This is a genomic window from Sphingopyxis sp. BSN-002 (assembly GCF_022024275.1).
Lineage (GTDB): Bacteria > Pseudomonadota > Alphaproteobacteria > Sphingomonadales > Sphingomonadaceae > Sphingopyxis.
In genome coordinates this window covers 955,717-972,797 of the sequence record NZ_CP091804.1, presented here as the reverse complement: position 1 = coordinate 972,797, position 17,081 = coordinate 955,717, and the positions used below count along the sequence as shown (strand labels likewise).

The window sequence follows — 17,081 nt, the reverse complement described above, 5'->3', positions numbered from 1 at the left end:
CTGTGGGGAAAGATCAACATGGCAGCCTTGGCTCTTGCGTTGTTACTGGCAGCACCGACCGCGCCGGACATCCGGATCGAGGCGACGGTGGGCAACCGTTATACCGCATCGGTGACGACGTTCGATTCGGGCGAGATGACCACCATCGTCGACCGCATCAAGGTCGCCGCGGAAAAGCGTTGCGGCAGCCAGAGCGTCCGGTTCGGCCGCCACAATTTCGATAGCCGCGTCGACACAGCACGCAACCTCATGGTGATCGAGAAATTCCAGCAGGTATTCTTTTGTTTCAACCCGGCTACCGACCCCTACAAGCCGGTTCCTGCCGACTGGGTCGCCAGCACGGCCGAAACGAGCAATGCGACAGTATATGCCACGCGCTTTCTCGACCGGCTCGACCGCGGCGACAAGGCGGGGATTGCGATGATGGATCCGATCATCGAAATCACCGACGCGCAATGGACATCGCTGCACAATGACGTGGTCAGAAACCGGACGGGAACCAACGGCGCGCTGACGCCGAAATTCGTCCGGTGGATCAACAATCCCGACTGGGCCGCCTATCCCGGCGCCTATGTCTATTTTTCGGTCTGGGACGATCATCCCGGCATCGCGGGCACCTGCGGAGGCATCCTCCTCCAGCGGGTCCGCGAAAACGAGTATCGAATCTCGCAATATGACGTGCAGTATATCGCGCAGGCGCTTGTCGACCAGCAGGGCCTGACCGACGAAGAACTCGACGGGCTGTGCGCACGATGACCCGCCTCGGTATTCCCGTTCGAAATGCTTGAGAAACGTGGCGTGCCGCACTAGATCGCGCGCATGACCTCGACCAACGACATTCGCCGCTCTTTCCTCGACTATTTCGGGGAGGCAGGCCACCATATCGAGCCGTCGGCGCCGCTGGTGCCGTACAACGACCCGACGCTGATGTTCGTCAACGCGGGCATGGTGCCGTTCAAGAATGTCTTCACCGGGCTGGAAAAGCGCCCGTACAGCACCGCGGCTTCGTCGCAGAAGTGCGTGCGCGCGGGCGGCAAGCACAATGACCTCGACAATGTCGGCTATACCGCGCGGCACCACACCTTCTTTGAAATGCTGGGGAATTTCTCCTTCGGCGACTATTTCAAGGAGCAGGCGATCCACCATGCGTGGAACCTGATCACCAGGACCTGGGGCCTCGCTCCCGAAAAGCTGACCGCGACCGTCTATCACACCGATGACGAGGCATTCGACCTGTGGAAGAAAATCGCGGGCCTGCCCGACGAGCGGATCATCCGTATCCCGACCAGCGACAATTTCTGGTCGATGGGCGACACGGGGCCGTGCGGGCCGTGCAGCGAAATCTTCTATGATCATGGCGACCATATCTGGGGCGGCCCGCCCGGATCGCCCGAAGAGGATGGCGACCGTTTCGTCGAGATCTGGAACCTGGTGTTCATGCAGTATGAACAGCTGCCGGGCGGCGAGCGCGTCGACCTTCCGCGGCCGAGCATCGATACGGGCATGGGACTGGAACGCGTTGCGGCCGTGCTGCAGGGCGTCCACGACAATTATGACACCGACACGTTCAAGGCGCTGATCGCGGCGTCGGTCGATCTGACCGGCGTGCCGGCCGAGGGCGCGACGCAGGCGAGCCACCGCGTGATCGCCGATCACCTCCGTGCCTCGAGCTTCCTTGTCGCCGACGGCGTGCTGCCGTCGAATGAGGGGCGCGGCTATGTGCTGCGCCGGATCATGCGCCGCGCCATGCGCCACGCGCACCTGCTCGGTGCGAAGGATCCGCTGATGCACCGGCTGTTGCCGTCGCTGACCGCCGAGATGGGCGCTGCCTATCCCGAACTGATCCGCGCGCAGCCGCTGATCGCCGAGACGCTGGAGCGTGAGGAAACCAAGTTCCGGCAGACGCTCGACAAGGGGCTTCGCCTGCTCGACGAGGCGACCGTCGGCATGGGCAAGGGCGATACGCTGTCGGGCGAGGTCGCGTTCAAGCTCTATGATACCTATGGCTTCCCCTATGACCTGACCGAAGATGCGCTGCGCTCCAACGACATCGCGGTCGATCGTGCGGGCTTCGATGCGGCCATGGCGCAGCAAAAGGCCGCAGCGCGCGCGGCGTGGAAGGGCAGCGGCGAGAAGGCGTCGGACGAAATCTGGTTCGATCTTGCCGAGACCAACGGCAGCACCGAATTCACGGGCTATACCTCGACCGCGGGCGAGGCGACGGTGATCGGCCTCGTCAGGGACGGCAAGCCGGTCGACGACGCCAAGGCAGGCGACGAGGTCGTCGTGCTGACCAACCAGACGCCCTTCTATGGCGAGAGCGGCGGCCAGATGGGCGACGCTGGTTCGATCACGACGCTGGACGGCGCAAAGGCGATTGTCAGCGACACGGGCAAGCCGCTCGGCCGCCTGCATACGCATCAGGCGAAGCTGGAGGCGGGGACGCTGAAGGTCGGCGATACGGTACAGCTGACCGTCGATGCCGAGCGTCGCGACCGCATCCGCGCCAATCACAGCGCGACGCACCTGCTGCACGCGGCGCTCCGCAACCGGCTTGGCGGGCATGTGACGCAGAAGGGCAGCCTAGTTGCCGAAGATCGCTTCCGCTTCGACTTCTCGCATCCCAAGGCGCTGACCGCCGAAGAGATTTCGGAGGTCGAAGCCGATGTGAACGCGCAGATCCGCGGCAACGACGCAGTGTCGACCCGGCTGATGACCCCCGACGATGCGATCGCGGCGGGCGCGATGGCGCTGTTCGGCGAGAAATATGGCGACGAAGTGCGCGTGCTGTCGATGGGGCATGCCGACGACCACAGCTATTCGGTCGAGCTGTGCGGCGGGACGCACGTCCGCGCACTCGGCGACATCGGTTTGTTCAAGATCATCAGCGAGAGCGCGGTCTCTTCGGGCGTCCGGCGTATCGAGGCGCTGACCGGCGAAGCGGCGCGTCAGTGGCTCAACGGCCGCGACGAGGCGTTGAAGGCGGCGGCAGCGGCGCTCAAGACCTCGCCTGACGATGTGCCGGCACGCGTTGTCGCGCTTGCCGAGCAGCTCAGGAAGGCGGAGCGCGAGCTCGCCGATGCGAAGAAAGCACTGGCGATGGGCGGCGGCGGCGCGGCGGCGGGACCGGCGGTCGAGCAGGTCGGCGATGTCGCTTTCCTCGCGCAGGTTGTCGACGGGCTCGATCCGAAGGAGTTGCGCGGCACGGTCGACTGGCTGAAGAAGCAGGTCGGCAGCGGTGTAGCGATTCTCGTTGCGGTCAACGACGGGCGCGCTTCGGTCGCGGTCGGCGTGACCGACGACAGGACGGGCAGCCATAGCGCCGTCGATCTGGTCAAGGTGGCGGTCGCCGCGCTTGGCGGGCAGGGCGGCGGGGGGCGCGCTGACATGGCGCAGGGCGGTGGCCCTGACGGCGCTGCGGCGAACGACGCCGTTGCGGCAGTCAAAGCCGCGCTCGCTTGAAACCGACCAAGAAGACGCGGCGCATCGATCATGCCGAGCGGCTGATCGCCGCGCCCCTGGTCGATGTCTTTGCCGCGTTCACGAGCGCGGCGACGCTCGCGCAATGGTTGCCGCCCGAGGGAGCGACGGGGACGTTCGAGCATGTCGACCTGCGCGCGGGCGGCGGCTTTTTGATGCGGCTGACTTTCGACGACGCCGATGTCGAGACCAAGAGCGACGACGACAGTGACGTCGTGGAAGTCTATATTCCGACGCTCGACGACGGGCGGCTGGTGGTGTGGCAGGTCGAATTCGAATCCGACGATCCGCGCTTTTCGGGGACGATGGAAATGCACTGGTATCTGTCGCGGCAGAGCGGCGGCACGCTGGTCACGATCGATGCGCATCACGTGCCGCCGGGTATTTCGGCGAAGGACCATGTCGAGGGGCTGAATAGCTCGCTCGCGAACCTGGCCGGGGTGGTTGAGGTTTAGCCCTCGACCCCTTTCGCCTTCCCCCACGCCCGTGCCGCGGTGTACCCCAGATAGCCCGTCCCGAAGAGCGCATAGAGCGGCTCGGGAATGCCCGCGAGATAGGCGTTCATCCCTTCGGCGATGCCCTTCGCCATATCGGGCCGTGCGGCGGCGATCAGACCCATCGGGATCGCCCAGAGCAACAGCGCATACATGACATAGAGGAAGCTCGGCCGCGCGCGGCTGGTCCAGGGGTCGGCGCTGTTGGCTTCGGCAACGATCGCAGTCATTCGCGTCTTGATCGCTTCCATTTCCTGACTGCCCTCGAGCTTCAGCAGCTCAAGTTTCGCGCGGTCGCGTGCTTCGGGGTCGGGGATGATCTTGTCGATCAGCTTGGCGACGGGGCCGATCAGGCCTTCGATGATGCTCATTCCGGTGTTCCTTTGTCGTCAAAGTTCAGTGAAGTTCAGCCTCGAGGCGGCAGCTGCCGCGTCAGTCCGGGCCGATGCGATTGGCGAGCCAGCCATAGAGAAAGGCCTCCTGGCTCGGACGGCGTTCGGCGAGCGCGATGTAACGTTCGCCCTGCAGCGCTTCCATCGCCCGGAGGAGCACGATTTCGCCGCTCTTGCCGCGGGCTTTCAGGAAGCCGTCGAGCGCCGATAATGTGCGCGGGCCGATCTCGCGATCGACGGCAATGTCGGGATAGTCGCGTGCGGCACGGTTGAGCGCGTTGAGCGCGCGCTGGAGGAAGCCGGCGGCGGTGCCGGTGCCCATGTTGACGCCGGTATCGAACAACTCGCCCGCGATCTTCGGCGCGCGAAGGGCAACCTTGTCGAAGCCGGGGCGCAGCCAATAGAGACGGCGATAGATAGCGGCCGCCTCGGCGCGCGGCAGGTCGCGCATGCAGCCGTCAAACCCTTGCGCGCGTGCGACCGCTTCGGTGATTCCCCAGCAGGTGGGGCCGCCGCGGTCGGCGGGGTGGTTTACATATCGGCCTTCGCGGTCGATGACGGCATCGATCAACGCGTCGGCGTCGTTGATCGAAGGATCTGGTCTTGGCATGATTCGCTCCTTCCGGTTATTGCAATAATAATAACGAACCATATAGGTACATTGTAGGAAAGGCTTTTCTTGATGCGGGCTTTGCAGGTGCGTGCGTTGTTGCCCGATCATGCCGGTGCGGCGGTTGTTGACCTTCCGGTGCCCGAGCCGGGGCCGGGCGAAGTGCGCGTCCGTGTGCGTGCGGCGGCGGTCAATTTTCCGGACCTGCTGATGACCGGAGGCGGCTATCAGTTGAAGCCCGACCTGCCTTTTGTGTCGGGGTTGGAGTTCGCCGGCGAGGTCGATGCGGTGGGTGAGGGCGTTGCCGGCTGGCGCGCGGGCGATGCGGTCGTCGGCGGCAACCGGTTTGGAGCGATGGCCGAATATACGCTGGTTCCCGCCGGCGCGCTCCGGCCCAAGCCTGACGCGCTGGGTTGGGAAGAGGCCGCGGCCTATCCGGTCGCGTATCTCACTGCCTATGTCGCGCTCGTCCGCTGCGGGAAGATCGAGGCAGGCGAGACGTTGCTGGTTCATGGCGCGGCAGGGGGCGTCGGATTGGCGACGGTCGATCTGGCGAAAGCACTCGGCGCGAAGGTGATCGCTGCGGCGAGCAGCGCGGCGAAGCGCGATGCGATCGTGAAGTTCTATGGCCCCGATGCGGTGATCGCGGCCGAACCGGGCTTTCGCGAGGAAGTGAAGGCGCTGACCGGCGGAAAGGGCGCCGACGTGATTTTCGACCCCGTGGGCGGCGACGTGTTCGATGAATCGACGCGTTGTATCGCCTTCGGCGGACGTCTGCTCGTGATCGGATTTGCTTCGGGCCGGATTCCCAAAGTGTCGGTCAATATGCCGCTGATCAAGGGATTCTCGGTGGTCGGCGTGCGCGCCGGCGAATATGGGCGCCGTTTCCCGGACCGCGGCGCGGAGAATGTCGCGGCGATCGACGCGCTGGCGGCGGAAGGCCGGATCCGGCCGCATGTGCATGCCGCGCTTGATCTTGCCGACTGGCGCGAGGCGTTCGCGATGCTCGAACGGCGCGAGGTAATCGGAAAGGTCGTGCTTCGTCCGTGACGAACCGAGTGCGGCTGCCATAGTTTTGCGACATCCGCGCCGCCATGTCCGCGCGGGGCCGTACGGCGCGTTCGCCGGGATGAACAAAAGGACATGAAATGAAGAAATTGATGATGGTCGCGGTTTCGGCCGCCCTGGCCGCTCCGGTGCTGGCTTCGGCTCAGCCGCCCCAGGACGGCGGGCGGATGTTTGCGATGATCGACACCAACGGCGACGGCAAGCTCGACAAGGCCGAGGTCACCAAGATGGCGGAGATGCGGGCGCAGCGGCAGGGCGATCCGTCGCTCGCGGCACCCGAGAAGATCGATATCTTCTTCAAGCATCTCGACGCCAATGGCGACGGCTTCATCGACAAGGGCGAACTCGAAGCGATGCGCAAGGCGCGCGCGTCGGCCCCGCCGCAGGACAGCGCGCCGGATGCACCCCAGGAGGGACCTTCGGACGCGAACTGACAAGGAAAGCGATGATCCCCGGCCGCGTGCCGGGGATCACAGGACGAGCAGCGCCGCCTGGACCAGAAACGTCAGGCCGACGAGGGTGACGAGCCAGCGGCGCATGGTGCGGAACTGCGCGTCGCTGATCCGGTCGAGAATATAGCCGCCGACCGTGATGCCGGCCATCGAGGCCGCAATGGCGATCAGCGTCGCCGGGAGCGCGATGGCTTCACGCGCGGCGGGGCTCAGCAGCAGGCCGCCATAGACAAGAATCTTCGAGGCGTGGCCCATCGCCTGCATCACTGCCTTGGTCGCGACGACCTGATGGCGGTTGAGGCCGGTGTTGACGAACAGCAGGTCGCTGACCGGGCCCGACACGCCGGAGATGAGCGAGACGCCGTTCGAGACAAAGCCCCCGCCCAGCGCGTGCAGGGGTTTGGCCGCGTCGAGGCGGATCCAGCGTTCGGGAAGCCAGACGAGGATCGGGGTCAGGCCAAGGCCCAGGAAGACGAGGAATTTGGTCGGCGCGAAAACGATCAGCGAGAAAAGGCCGAGCGATGCCGCCGAGCCGACTGCAAACCAGACCAGTACCGGCCAGACAACGTGGCGCCGATGCAGCAGGAAACGCCAGAGGTTCGATGCGAACTGGATGACGCCGTGGAGCGCTAGGGCGAGGGCCGCCGGCAACAGCCATGTCAGCACGCCCATGAAGACGATGCCGCCGGCCATGCCGAAAATGCCCGAGAGAATGGAGGTGAGGAAAGCGGCTATGACGATCAGCACGCTTGCCTGCATCGCGCCCTCGCTTCCGGTACGAACCGCGAACCCGCGGTTGAAATTGGTCGGGACGAGAGGATTCGAACCTCCGACCCCCACACCCCCAGTGTGATGCGCTACCAGGCTGCGCTACGTCCCGACCGGCCCTTTCGGGCAGGCGAGGCCCCTAGCGCGGCTTGGCTGGCGATGCAAGCGGCGATGGGCATGGCGATGCAATCTCTGCGCCGGCCCTTGACCGCGCCGTCCGGCACCCCATTTCGGCCGTCGCTTGCCGCGGGGGAGGGTTGCAGCGACGGTTGCGCGCCACGCCCCTGCGTGATAGGCGCCGCGCCATATTTGCTCGGCTTTCCGATCGGGAATGACCGAAGCTGCAACGAGAAAGTCTTTCATTCATGTCGACCAATCTGCTTCTGACCCAGGCGGCTGGTTCCGGGGGCGGGGCCGCCGGTTTCATCATGCTGGTGCCCTATCTGCTGATCTTCGTCGTTTTCTGGCTCTTCCTGATCCGTCCGCAGCAGCAGCGCGCCAAGGAGCACCGGGCCAAGATCGCCGCAGTGAAGCCGCGCGACCAGGTCGTGACCGGCGGCGGTATCGTAGGCAAGGTGACCCGCGTCGACGATGATTTCGCCGATGTCGAGATCGCACAGGGCGTGAAGATCAAGGTCGTGAAGTCGACCCTCGCCGACGTGCTCGAGCCCGGCACCAAGCCCGCGAACGACTGACGCGCCGGCGCTGCACATCGGCGGCGCCGCCAGACTGACCGGAACCTATCATGCTAGATTTCCCGCGCTGGAAGACCATCGGCATCAGCATTATCCTGCTGCTCGGCATCCTTTTCGCCATTCCCAGCTTCCTCCCGTCCAAGACGTTCGACAAGCTGCCGGGCATCGCGCAGATCAAGGTCAATCTGGGCCTCGACCTTGCGGGCGGCAGCCATCTGCTGCTCGAGGCCGACATCGACGACCTGCAGAAGACGCAGCTGGCGAACATGGAAAAGACGGTGCGTGCCGCAATGCGCGGCGAGCGCGGTCCCGATGACGATATCGCGATCGGCGAGCTTTCGACGGCCGGGGGCAAGATCAGCTTCCTCGTCCGCGATCAGGCACAGCTCGACGCGGCGCGCGAACGGTTGTTCAGCGAAACGCAGGGCGCCGGGCTGACCGGGCAGCGCGACTGGACGATCGATGTCGTCGATACGACGCGCATCGTGATGACGCCGACCGCAGCCGGTCAGAAACAGGCCATCGCGGGCGCCATGGATACGGCGCGCGAGATCATCGACAAGCGCGTCAACGCGCTCGGTACCCGCGAGCCGACGATCATCCGTCAGGGCGACGACCGGATCGTGGTACAGGTGCCGGGTCTTCAGGATCCGCAGCAGCTGAAGGACCTGATCGGCAAGACCGCCCGCCTCGAATTCCGCATGGTCGACCCGAACGCCGATCCGAACGAGGCGGCCGCGGGCCGCGCGCCGGTGGGCAGCGAGATCGTCCCCTACGCCGAAGGCGCCAATGGCAGCGCGCCGTTCGAGGTGCTGCGCCGCCAGGTGATGATCAGCGGCGAGCAGCTGCTCGACGCCAAGCAGGGCTATGATGGCCAGTCGGGCCAGCCGGTCGTCAACATCCGTTTCGATTCGGGTGGCTCGGCGACTTTTGCGAAGGTCACGGCACAGAATGTCGGCAAGCGCTTTGCGATGGTCCTTGATGGCAAGGTTCTGTCGGCGCCGTCGATCAACGAACCCATTCTGGGCGGTAGCGCGCAGATTTCGGGAAGCTTCTCGGTCGCGAGCGCGAACAATCTGGCGATTTCGCTGCGCTCGGGTGCTCTGCCCGTCAAGATGACCGTGGTCGAGGAGCGCACGGTGACCCCCGAACTGGGCGCCGACTCGATCCGCAAGGGCATCATCGCCGGGATCGTCGCGACCGTCGCGGTGCTGACGCTGATGGTTCTCGTCTATGGCCGCTTCGGCATCTATGCGAACGTCGCGCTGTTCTTCAACATCTTCCTGATCATCGCGATCATGGCGGCGTTCAACGCGACGCTGACGCTTCCCGGCATCGCGGGCTTCGTGCTTACGGTCGGTGCGGCCGTCGACGCCAACGTGCTGATCAACGAACGCATACGCGAAGAACTCAAGCGCGGACGACGTGTCTTCCAGGCCGTCGAACTCGGTTATTCCGAGGCTAGCCGCGCGATTTTCGACGCCAACGTCACCAACGTGATCGCGGCCTTGCTGATGTTCTGGTTCGGCTCGGGCCCGATCAAGGGCTTTGCGGTGGTTCTGACCATCGGCATCGTTACCAGCGTTTTCACCGCCGTTACCGTCACGCGCCTGTTCGCCGCCCGCTGGCTGCACAAGACGCGCCCGACGACGATCAACATTTAAGGAAAGGGCGACATCATGCGTTTGCTGAAACTCGTCCCCGACGACACGAACATCGATTTTCTGAAGTGGCGCAAGCTCGCTTCGGCAATGAGCTTTATCCTCGTCGCGATCTCGATCGCGCTCGTTGCGGTGAAGGGGCTGAACCTCGGCGTCGACTTCGTCGGCGGCCAGTCGGTCCGCGTCGAATTCCCGCAGGCCATGCCGCCGATCGACGAGATCCGCGAAAAGGTCAGCCATATCGGGCTCGGCGAACCGACGATCCAGCAGTTCGGATCGGACAAGGCGGTGTCGATCCGTACCGCGCTGCCCGAAGGCGACAAGACCGTCGCGGATCGCGCCGGCAAGCAGCTGGTCGCGGGCATCCAGAAGGCCTTCCCGACCGCACATACCGGGTCGGTCGAAACGGTGTCGGGCAAGGTGTCCGGCGAGTTGATCAGCACCGGCGCCCTGAGCTTGGCGCTCGCGATGCTCGGCATCTCGATCTATATCTGGATCCGCTTCGAATGGCAGTTCGGCGTCGGCGCGCTCGGACGCCTGTTCCACGAAGTAGCGCTGACCTTCGGCTTTTTTGCCGTGACCCAGTTGCAGTTCGACCTGAACAGCATCGCCGCGCTTTTGACCATCGTCGGCTATTCGCTGAACGACACGATCGTCGTGTATGACCGCGTCCGCGAAAATCTGAAGAAATATCGCAAGATGGAGATCGTTCCGCTACTGAACCTCAGCATCAACGAGACGCTGTCGCGTACCGTGATGACCAGCGTATCGGTGATGCTTGCGCTGGGCATGTTGCTGATCTTCGGCCCCGATGTCATCTTCGGCTTTACGGCAGCCATGCTGTTCGGCGTGTTCGTCGGTACCTATTCGTCGATCCTGATGTCGACGCCGGTGCTGGTCTGGCTGAAGGTCGGCCCGCACAGCTTCGTACCGCGCACCAGCGCCGCGAGCGAAGGTGCCGAGCGCATCCAGCGCAAGGACGACGGCGCGGTCGTGTGACGGTTAGCGGCCCGCGCAGCGGCGGAGATGCTCCGCCAGCTCGCGGCCGTTGCGGTCCCAGTCGAAGCGGCCGCCAAGCGTGGCTGCAGCCTCCGTCTGCGTTCCTCGGGTCGCGAGAACGGACTGTATTGCGGCCGCTATTGCATCGGGTGTTCGCTCGACGATGCGGCCGGCAATCGGCGAGATGACGAGTTCAGCTGCGCCGCCGGCGTCGCTGATCACGATCGGTGTCCCGCAGGCGAGCGCTTCGACCCACGCATTGGCGAGACCTTCGCTGACCGACGGCATCACGACGATATCTGCGGCGCGATAAAGCTGCGGCAGGTCGGCGTTGGCGACGGGTCCCATAAGATGGACGCGGTCTGCAACGCCGATCCGTTCGGCGAGCGCGCGGTAGCGGGCTTCCTCTTCCCCGGCACCCGCCAGCCAGTAGTGGACGTCGGGAAGCTTCGTCAGGGCCTCGATCACGAGCGCCTGACCTTTGCGCGGGATAAGTGCGCCGACGGTGGCGATTGCGGGCGCATCCCCCATGCCCAGTGCGGTACGCGCTTCAGCGCGATCGCCGGGATGGAAGCGGGCGGTGTCGATGCCGGTATAATGGACGGCGATCTTGTTTCGGTCGATGCCGATCGCTGCCATGTCGCTGCGCATCGCATCCGAGACGGCGAGCAGGCCGGCGGCGCGATTGCCGGCCTTGATGACCTGCTGCCTGGTTGCCGGATCATGGCCGAAATGGCTGATGTCGGCGCCGCGTGCCTTTGCGGAAAAGGGGAGGCCCAGTGCATCGGCGACGCGCATTGCGGCGGGGCCGTCGGGGTAGAAGAATTGCGCGTCGATGATGTCGAACGACTTTCCTCGAACGGCCGACAGCACCGCGCGCCCGACCCGCGCCGGATTGAAGCGCGCGCCATAGCGCGGGATCAGCGTAAAGCGTGGACGAAGGACGGTGAGGCCGTTCCATTGTTCGGTCCATGGCAGGTCGCGGAGCGCGCGATATCGCCGATGCAACGAGAGCGGGAAGGGGGGAAGGCCGACGGGCGCGACGACCGTCAGTTCGACGCCGGGCTGCGCGGCGAGCGCGCGCAGGCTTTTCTCGACGAACAGGCCGAAGTTGGGCCGCGCAGCGTCGGGGAACAGCGTCGCGATCGACAGGACGCGCAGGGGTTCTCGCGAAGCCACCTAAAGCGTGCGGATCAGGCGAACGGCGACCGCCGCCCAGGGCGGGTTGCTGACGACCTGCTGGCGCTGGCCCGTCCCGAGCGGCAGCAGGTGGAGTTTTTCGCCGTCGACGTTGAGCAGGCGGGCGAAGAAGAAACGCCCGGCAGGGCGGGGGACGAGGAGATCGCGATTGAGCGCGTTCGTCCAGTCACCTTCGATCCGGCGGCACCAGATTTCATCTCCCGCGCGATAATCGCCGATCGACGAGGTGACGCGTATGGCGACCATATCCTCGCCCGGGCGCGCGGTAAGCGCCTGTTCGACGCGCGTCGGTGCCTGCGCGCCATCGGCGCTCAGCAGGGCTGTAATGGTAAGCTGGGTATCCTGCGGCAGCTGGACGAGCTCGGCAGCTTCGACCCCGAGCGCCTTCGCGATGCGGTTCATCCAGCCGAGCGAGAGCGTGCGTGTGCCGGTTTCGAGGCGCCCGATCGTCTGCGCCGTCGTCGGCGGATCGCAGCGCTGGCCGACTTCTTCGAGCGTCAGGCCCTTGGCGCGGCGTACGGCGCGAATGCTGTTGATCATCGCAAAGCCTCCGGATAACCAAATCGGTTTCTTCTTTCCTACAAAATAATCCAATGTCAAGCCGGTCGTGCAACGAAGGAGAATCGCATGACCGCACGCCGTCTGGAAACGCATATCCATCCCGACGATCGCCTCGATCCCGGCAAGGCGGGGCCGCAGGTGATGCGGCGCGTGACGGTGAATGTCGCGGAGAGCCCGATCGCGTGGCTGGCATCGCGCGGAATGCTGACCGAGGCGCAACTGCGGGCAGGAGAACGGCTGCGCGCCGATTATGAGCGTGCGGGACTGTCGGCCCGGGTGACGATGCGCTGGGATGCCGCGCCTCCCGCCCGGAGCCGTGGTGGCGCGCGGGCTTCGGATGCGTCACTGGCGCGCATGGATGCGCACAGGCGTTTTCACGCGGCAGTCGATCATACTGGTCCCGGACTGGCCGATATCTGCTGGCGAGTGGTCTGCGCGGGCGAGGCGATTGGCGCCGCCGAGAAGGCGATGCGATGGCCTGCGCGGTCTGGAAAGCTGGTGCTGGGGCTGGCGCTCGACAGGCTGGCGCAGTTTTATGGCATCTCGTAAATCAGCCGAAAATGCGCTGGGTTTCAGAGATATCCTTGGCATAGGTGTTCGCGACGCGTTTCGATTTTGCCAGGTAAAGTGTCCAGACAGTCGCTGAGATACAGGATTTCCCGATAGAGAGCAGCGCCTCGGGGACCGCGGCCCCGGCAAATTTCGGGAACATGATGGCGGAGACGGCCAGGTCGACCAGTGTCGGCAAAATTGCCAGGCACCACAGGCCTATGACACCGATAACGACGCTCGACCAGCGATGCACCGCCAACAACCGGTAAGCCATGAAAACGGAACCGGCGACCGAAACGATGATCAGCGCCCAGCTGATAGCGACATAAGTTCCGGTACCCGGGCCAAGCAAATGAGCGGCGGCGTCGACTTCCGCGATATTGGCGCTCGCCTGAAACAGCATTCGTGCCGGCGAGACGATACCGAGAATGAAGACAAAAAAGCCGAGCCAGCCTCCGACGCCCTTAAGCTGTGGTTCCTCCGTAAAATCGGTCATCGATCATCTCTCCCCTTCCGGGATGCCGTACCTTGTTCATGCAGGCAATGATGGATCGCGGCATTGTGGCGCGATCTACTGGAGCGCTTCGATCTCTTCGGCCAAAGCGAGCCAGCGATCCTCCGCCAGACCCTTTTCCTCGCGGAGTTTGTCGAGCTTTGTGGTCAACGCGTTAAAGCGCGCATTGTCGCGCGTGAACAGGCTGCCGTCGGAGAGTTCGGTCTCGATCGCGGCCATCTCCTTCTCGATCTCCTCGATCCGGGCGGGGAGCAGGTCGTAGTCGCGCTGATCCTTGTAGCTCAGCTTCTTGCGCGCCTGCGGCGGGGGAGGCGGGGTTGCTTCGCTCGATGCGGCCTTGGCTTTGACGGCGGCGGGCTTGCTGCGCTTGGCTTCCCAATCGGCGTAACCGCCCGCGACGATGTCGACCTTGCCCGATCCGTCGAGACCGAGCGTGACGGTCACCGTGCGATCAAGGAAGTCGCGGTCGTGGCTGACGAGCAGCACGGTGCCTTCGTAATCCGCTATAACTTCCTGCAGCAGGTCGAGCGTTTCGAGGTCGAGATCGTTGGTCGGTTCGTCGAGGACGAGCAGGTTCGATTCGCGGGCGAATTCGCGTGCGAGCAGCAGCCGCGAGCGTTCGCCGCCCGAGAGCGCGCCGACGTTGGCCTCGGCGATGCCGGGATCGAAGAGGAAGTCCTTCAGATAGCCCTGCACATGCTTTTTGACGCCGCGCACTTCGACCCAGTCGCCGCCGTCGGCGAGGATGTCGCGGACGGTCTTGTCGGGGGCGAGCAGGCTGCGTTGCTGATCGATCACGATGCCGTCGAGCGTCGGGGCGAGCGTGACCGTCCCCTCGTCGGGCTGGATTTCGCCCGTGAGCAGTTTGAGCAGCGTCGATTTGCCCGCGCCGTTGGCACCGACGATGCCGATGCGGTCGCCGCGCTGGACACGGAAATCGAAGTCCCTGATGATCGTGCGGTCGCCGAAGCGCTTGGTGATATGGTCGGCGACGATCACCGATTTCGAGCGGACATCGTCGTTGGCGAGGCCGAGCTTGGCGACGCCGGGGCCGCCGATCATCGCGGCGCGGGTCGCGCGCATTTCCTTTAGTTTCTCGAGACGGCCTTGGTTGCGTTTGCGGCGCGCGGTGACGCCGCGCTCGAGCCAGTGCGCCTCGAGCCGCAGCTTCGAGTCGAGCTTCTGCGCGGCGCGGGCTTCCTCGGCGAAAACCGCCTCGGTCCACTCGTCGAAGCCGCCGAAACCGATTTCCTTGCGGCGAATGCTCCCGCGGTCGAGCCACAGCGTCTGGCGCGTGAGGCGGGTGAGGAAGGTGCGGTCGTGGCTGATGACGACGAAGGCGCCGGTGTAGCGCGACAGCCAATTTTCGAGCCAGTCGATCGCGGCGAGGTCGAGGTGGTTCGTCGGCTCGTCGAGCAGCAGCACGTCGGGATTCTGCGCGAGCGCGCGGGCGATCGCGGCGCGGCGGCGCTCGCCGCCAGAGGCGCTGGCGGCGGTGCGGTTCATGTCGATGCCGAGCTGGTCGGCGATCGCGGCGACATCATGCTCGGCGGGCGCGTCGGCGCCCGAGGTGGCGAAGTCCATCAGCGTGTCGAAGGCCGACAGGTCGGGTTCCTGCTCGAGCATCACGACATGGGTGCCGGGAACGATCATGCGCTTGCCCTTGTCGGCGTCGATGCGGTTTGCGAGCAATTTCAGCAACGTCGTCTTGCCGGCACCATTGCGGCCGATGAGCGCGAGACGGTCGCGCGCGCCGACATAGATGTCGAGATCCTGGAACAGCCAGCCGCTGCCTTGGACCAGACCGAGGCCTTCGTATGAAAGAATGGGTGCTGCCATGATGAACGGCTCGCTACTGGCGCGTTCAGCATCATGCAAGCGCTGTAAGGGCAAAGGCCGGAACGGGTTTGCTCCGTCAGCGTTACGGGGTGACTATCATGAACGGCCGGAACTCCGGTTCACAGGAGAATGAAATGACGAAGCAAATGCTCACCGCTATGGCTGCCGGCCTGATGCTGGCGGCTGCGACGCCCGCCATCGCGCAGCAAGGAGGTTCGACGGTGACGACAGCTACGACGCAGGGGCCCATCCTGTCCTTCAGCGTGAGCGAGGAAGTCCGCTCGCGTCCCGATCAGGCGACCGTCGGTGCCGGGGTGACGACGACCGCCTCGACCGCGGTCGAGGCGATGCGCCTCAATGCTGCGGCGATGGACAAGCTGATTGCCGCCGCCAAGGCGAAGGGCATCAAGGCCGAGGACATCCAGACGAGCGGCATCAACCTGTCGCCGCAGTATGACTATAGCAACAACGGCAACGGCCAGCCGCCGCGTTTCATCGGCTATCAGGTGTCGAACAGCGTTCGCGCGACGACGTCGAAGATCGACGATATCGGGCCGCTGCTCGATGCGCTGGTCGCGGCGGGCGGCACCAATGTCGACGGGCCGTGGTTCGGGATGAAGGATCCCGACGCGCAGCTCGTCGGCGCACGGGGCAGCGCGATCAAGGCGGCCGAAGCGAAGGCGGCCGACTATGCGCGGCTTGCAGGCTATCGCGGCGCCGAACTGGTTTCGATCGGCGAAGGCAGCTTCGGCGGACCGCAGCCGCCGATGCCGATGGTGCGGCTGCAGGCGATGGACGCCGCAGGCAAGGCCACGCCGGTCGAACCGGGGCAGGTTGCGAACACGCTGACGCTGAGCTTCCAGTACCGGCTGGTGCGGTAATGCTATCGGGGAGTTGGCCTCAGGCCAGCTCCCCTTCGGCCCACGGCCAAGGCCGTTCGCGGAACCATTTCGTGATGATATATTTGCGTCCCTTGCGGACCTTCATCCCGTGGTGGAGCGTATCGGGGTTCGCCGTGCCGTCGGGCCGGACATTGTTCCACGCGAGCAATTTGCCCGTTTCGGGCTGATGCATCTTTCCCGTCGACAGAAAGCGCGTTGCGCCGCCTGCGGCGGGCTCGTTGAGGTAGATCATCATCGTCCAGCTGCGCTGGCCGGGGATCGCGCAATAGGTTTCCCAGTCGGCACCGTGCGGGTCGAAATAGTCGGTGTGCGCCTTGAATTCCTCGCCCACGTCGTAACGCTGGCCCTGCAGCGGTTCGCCATATTCGAGCGGGATGCCCATCAGATCGTGTAGCCTGTTGTTCACCGCGATCACCGCCGGGTTGCGGTGGTCGAGGTCGCAGGTCGAGCTGGTCCGGAAGGCTTCGTCGCCGTTGGGATCGGCGATCGTCGACGGGCGCGCATCGCCGTCGATCAATGCCATCAGCCCGGCGCAGGTTTCGGTGTCGAGAAAGCGGGCGAGCATGAACTGCTGCAGCTTGGGCGAGGGCGTGCGCCTGATGCCCGGAACGGCGGCGAGCCGCTCGGCCGCGCGATCCGCGCCCGAGGTTGCCATGTCGACATGTTCGTTGTCAGCCATGGCGCGCTTTTAGTGGGCGAAGGCAGCGCGAACAATGCTTGACGCGAAGGGGGCGCGCGCCTATCGCCGCGCGCTGTCGCAGGCGGTTTCGCCCGACGTGTGGCGACCATAGCTCAGTTGGTTAGAGCGCCGGTTTGTGGTACCGGAGGTCGCGGGTTCGAGCCCCGTTGGTCGCCCCATTTTCTCTATCGTTGCGCATATGCGGGATATGGGGT

At 64.9% G+C, this 17,081-nt stretch carries 18 protein-coding genes and 2 tRNA genes; 11 read left to right on the top strand and 9 right to left on the bottom strand.

Annotation, left to right across the window (positions count from 1 at the left end):
• The first annotated feature begins 18 nt into the window (after positions 1–18).
• From L7H23_RS04890 to L7H23_RS04880, 3 genes are all read left to right on the top strand, one after another.
• A complete protein-coding gene (locus tag L7H23_RS04890; RefSeq protein WP_237838234.1) occupies positions 19–756 on the top strand; it encodes a hypothetical protein in 738 nt (245 codons plus the stop codon).
• A gap of 63 nt (positions 757–819) precedes the next feature.
• A complete protein-coding gene (gene alaS / locus L7H23_RS04885; protein WP_237838233.1) occupies positions 820–3,462 on the top strand; it encodes an alanine--tRNA ligase in 2,643 nt (880 codons plus the stop codon).
• Entirely contained in the window at positions 3,459–3,935 is a 477-nt protein-coding gene (locus L7H23_RS04880; RefSeq protein WP_237838232.1) for an SRPBCC family protein, read from the top strand. Before alaS ends, L7H23_RS04880 begins: the two co-directional genes overlap by 4 nt.
• Here L7H23_RS04880 and L7H23_RS04875 read toward each other — a convergent pair.
• Positions 3,932–4,345, bottom strand: coding sequence for a holin family protein (locus L7H23_RS04875; protein WP_237838231.1), 414 nt, complete (start codon positions 4,343–4,345; stop codon positions 3,932–3,934). The two genes, L7H23_RS04880 and L7H23_RS04875, sit on opposite strands and share 4 nt — an antisense overlap.
• A gap of 61 nt (positions 4,346–4,406) precedes the next feature.
• Positions 4,407–4,976 carry a glycosyl hydrolase 108 family protein gene (locus L7H23_RS04870; RefSeq protein WP_237838230.1) on the bottom strand — a complete coding sequence of 190 codons (570 nt, stop codon included), beginning with the start codon at positions 4,974–4,976 and terminating at the stop codon, positions 4,407–4,409.
• 72 nt (positions 4,977–5,048) lie between these two features.
• Between L7H23_RS04870 and L7H23_RS04865 the strand changes: the two genes are divergently transcribed.
• Both L7H23_RS04865 and L7H23_RS04860 read left to right on the top strand, forming a co-directional pair.
• Entirely contained in the window at positions 5,049–6,026 is a 978-nt protein-coding gene (locus L7H23_RS04865; protein WP_237838229.1) for an NADPH:quinone oxidoreductase family protein, read from the top strand.
• Positions 6,027–6,124: 98 nt separating this feature from the next.
• A complete protein-coding gene (locus L7H23_RS04860) occupies positions 6,125–6,478 on the top strand; it encodes an EF-hand domain-containing protein (protein ID WP_237838228.1) in 354 nt (117 codons plus the stop codon).
• A gap of 36 nt (positions 6,479–6,514) precedes the next feature.
• Here the strand turns inward: L7H23_RS04860 and L7H23_RS04855 are convergent, their stop codons facing one another.
• Both L7H23_RS04855 and L7H23_RS04850 read right to left on the bottom strand, forming a co-directional pair.
• The gene (locus L7H23_RS04855; protein WP_237838227.1) at positions 6,515–7,255 is read right to left on the bottom strand and encodes a sulfite exporter TauE/SafE family protein; all 741 of its coding nucleotides are present in this window, start codon (positions 7,253–7,255) and stop codon (positions 6,515–6,517) included.
• 44 nt (positions 7,256–7,299) lie between these two features.
• Positions 7,300–7,376, bottom strand: a tRNA-Pro gene (locus L7H23_RS04850).
• A gap of 253 nt (positions 7,377–7,629) precedes the next feature.
• Between L7H23_RS04850 and yajC the strand changes: the two genes are divergently transcribed.
• Genes yajC through secF form a run of 3 tightly spaced genes read left to right on the top strand, consistent with a single transcriptional unit; the run spans position 7,630 to position 10,619 of the window.
• Complete coding sequence (yajC, locus tag L7H23_RS04845; protein ID WP_237838226.1) at positions 7,630–7,959, top strand: preprotein translocase subunit YajC; 330 nt, start codon at positions 7,630–7,632, stop codon at positions 7,957–7,959.
• A gap of 50 nt (positions 7,960–8,009) precedes the next feature.
• Entirely contained in the window at positions 8,010–9,623 is a 1,614-nt protein-coding gene (gene secD / locus L7H23_RS04840) for a protein translocase subunit SecD (RefSeq protein ID WP_237838225.1), read from the top strand.
• 15 nt (positions 9,624–9,638) lie between these two features.
• A complete protein-coding gene (gene secF, locus L7H23_RS04835) occupies positions 9,639–10,619 on the top strand; it encodes a protein translocase subunit SecF (protein ID WP_237838224.1) in 981 nt (326 codons plus the stop codon).
• A 3-nt stretch (positions 10,620–10,622) separates the two neighbouring features.
• Here secF and L7H23_RS04830 read toward each other — a convergent pair whose 3' ends face one another.
• Together L7H23_RS04830 and L7H23_RS04825 are read right to left on the bottom strand one after the other, a co-directional pair.
• Entirely contained in the window at positions 10,623–11,798 is a 1,176-nt protein-coding gene (locus tag L7H23_RS04830) for a glycosyltransferase (RefSeq protein WP_237838223.1), read from the bottom strand.
• Positions 11,799–12,359, bottom strand: coding sequence for a helix-turn-helix transcriptional regulator (locus tag L7H23_RS04825; RefSeq protein ID WP_237838222.1), 561 nt, complete (start codon positions 12,357–12,359; stop codon positions 11,799–11,801).
• Between the two features lie 87 nt (positions 12,360–12,446).
• Between L7H23_RS04825 and L7H23_RS04820 the strand changes: the two genes are divergently transcribed.
• On the top strand, positions 12,447–12,929 hold the full coding sequence (locus L7H23_RS04820; protein WP_237838221.1) for a DUF6456 domain-containing protein: 483 nt from the start codon (positions 12,447–12,449) through the stop codon (positions 12,927–12,929).
• A 1-nt stretch (position 12,930) separates the two neighbouring features.
• Here the strand turns inward: L7H23_RS04820 and L7H23_RS04815 are convergent, their stop codons facing one another.
• Both L7H23_RS04815 and L7H23_RS04810 read right to left on the bottom strand, forming a co-directional pair.
• Positions 12,931–13,428, bottom strand: coding sequence for a DUF2569 family protein (locus tag L7H23_RS04815; RefSeq protein WP_237838220.1), 498 nt, complete (start codon positions 13,426–13,428; stop codon positions 12,931–12,933).
• Between the two features lie 75 nt (positions 13,429–13,503).
• Positions 13,504–15,285: an ATP-binding cassette domain-containing protein gene (locus L7H23_RS04810; RefSeq protein ID WP_237838219.1), complete on the bottom strand. Its 1,782-nt coding sequence runs from the start codon at positions 15,283–15,285 to the stop codon at positions 13,504–13,506.
• A 134-nt stretch (positions 15,286–15,419) separates the two neighbouring features.
• On the opposite strand from L7H23_RS04810, the gene L7H23_RS04805 reads away from it, so the two are divergent.
• Positions 15,420–16,166, top strand: a complete 747-nt coding sequence (locus tag L7H23_RS04805; RefSeq protein WP_237838218.1) for an SIMPL domain-containing protein — start codon at positions 15,420–15,422, stop codon at positions 16,164–16,166.
• A gap of 19 nt (positions 16,167–16,185) precedes the next feature.
• Here the strand turns inward: L7H23_RS04805 and L7H23_RS04800 are convergent, their stop codons facing one another.
• Positions 16,186–16,866, bottom strand: coding sequence for a 2OG-Fe(II) oxygenase (locus L7H23_RS04800; protein WP_237838217.1), 681 nt, complete (start codon positions 16,864–16,866; stop codon positions 16,186–16,188).
• Between the two features lie 102 nt (positions 16,867–16,968).
• Between L7H23_RS04800 and L7H23_RS04795 the strand changes: the two genes are divergently transcribed.
• Positions 16,969–17,045: transfer RNA gene (locus L7H23_RS04795), tRNA-His, on the top strand.
• Positions 17,046–17,081 lie beyond the last annotated feature (36 nt).

Bases quoted from the DNA above. Each gene is read 5' to 3' on its own strand.
- L7H23_RS04890 (WP_237838234.1), top strand. From the start codon at position 19: ATGGCAGCCTTGGCTCTTGCGTTGTTACTGGCAGCACCGACCGCGCCG.
- alaS (WP_237838233.1), top strand. From the start codon at position 820: ATGACCTCGACCAACGACATTCGCCGCTCTTTCCTCGACTATTTCGGG.
- L7H23_RS04875 (WP_237838231.1), bottom strand. From the start codon at position 4,345: ATGAGCATCATCGAAGGCCTGATCGGCCCCGTCGCCAAGCTGATCGAC.
- L7H23_RS04870 (WP_237838230.1), bottom strand. From the start codon at position 4,976: ATGCCAAGACCAGATCCTTCGATCAACGACGCCGACGCGTTGATCGAT.
- L7H23_RS04865 (WP_237838229.1), top strand. From the start codon at position 5,049: ATGCGGGCTTTGCAGGTGCGTGCGTTGTTGCCCGATCATGCCGGTGCG.
- L7H23_RS04860 (WP_237838228.1), top strand. From the start codon at position 6,125: ATGAAGAAATTGATGATGGTCGCGGTTTCGGCCGCCCTGGCCGCTCCG.
- L7H23_RS04855 (WP_237838227.1), bottom strand. From the start codon at position 7,255: ATGCAGGCAAGCGTGCTGATCGTCATAGCCGCTTTCCTCACCTCCATT.
- yajC (WP_237838226.1), top strand. From the start codon at position 7,630: ATGTCGACCAATCTGCTTCTGACCCAGGCGGCTGGTTCCGGGGGCGGG.
- secD (WP_237838225.1), top strand. From the start codon at position 8,010: ATGCTAGATTTCCCGCGCTGGAAGACCATCGGCATCAGCATTATCCTG.
- secF (WP_237838224.1), top strand. From the start codon at position 9,639: ATGCGTTTGCTGAAACTCGTCCCCGACGACACGAACATCGATTTTCTG.
- L7H23_RS04825 (WP_237838222.1), bottom strand. From the start codon at position 12,359: ATGATCAACAGCATTCGCGCCGTACGCCGCGCCAAGGGCCTGACGCTC.
- L7H23_RS04820 (WP_237838221.1), top strand. From the start codon at position 12,447: ATGACCGCACGCCGTCTGGAAACGCATATCCATCCCGACGATCGCCTC.
- L7H23_RS04815 (WP_237838220.1), bottom strand. From the start codon at position 13,428: ATGACCGATTTTACGGAGGAACCACAGCTTAAGGGCGTCGGAGGCTGG.
- L7H23_RS04810 (WP_237838219.1), bottom strand. From the start codon at position 15,285: ATGGCAGCACCCATTCTTTCATACGAAGGCCTCGGTCTGGTCCAAGGC.
- L7H23_RS04805 (WP_237838218.1), top strand. From the start codon at position 15,420: ATGACGAAGCAAATGCTCACCGCTATGGCTGCCGGCCTGATGCTGGCG.
- L7H23_RS04800 (WP_237838217.1), bottom strand. From the start codon at position 16,866: ATGGCTGACAACGAACATGTCGACATGGCAACCTCGGGCGCGGATCGC.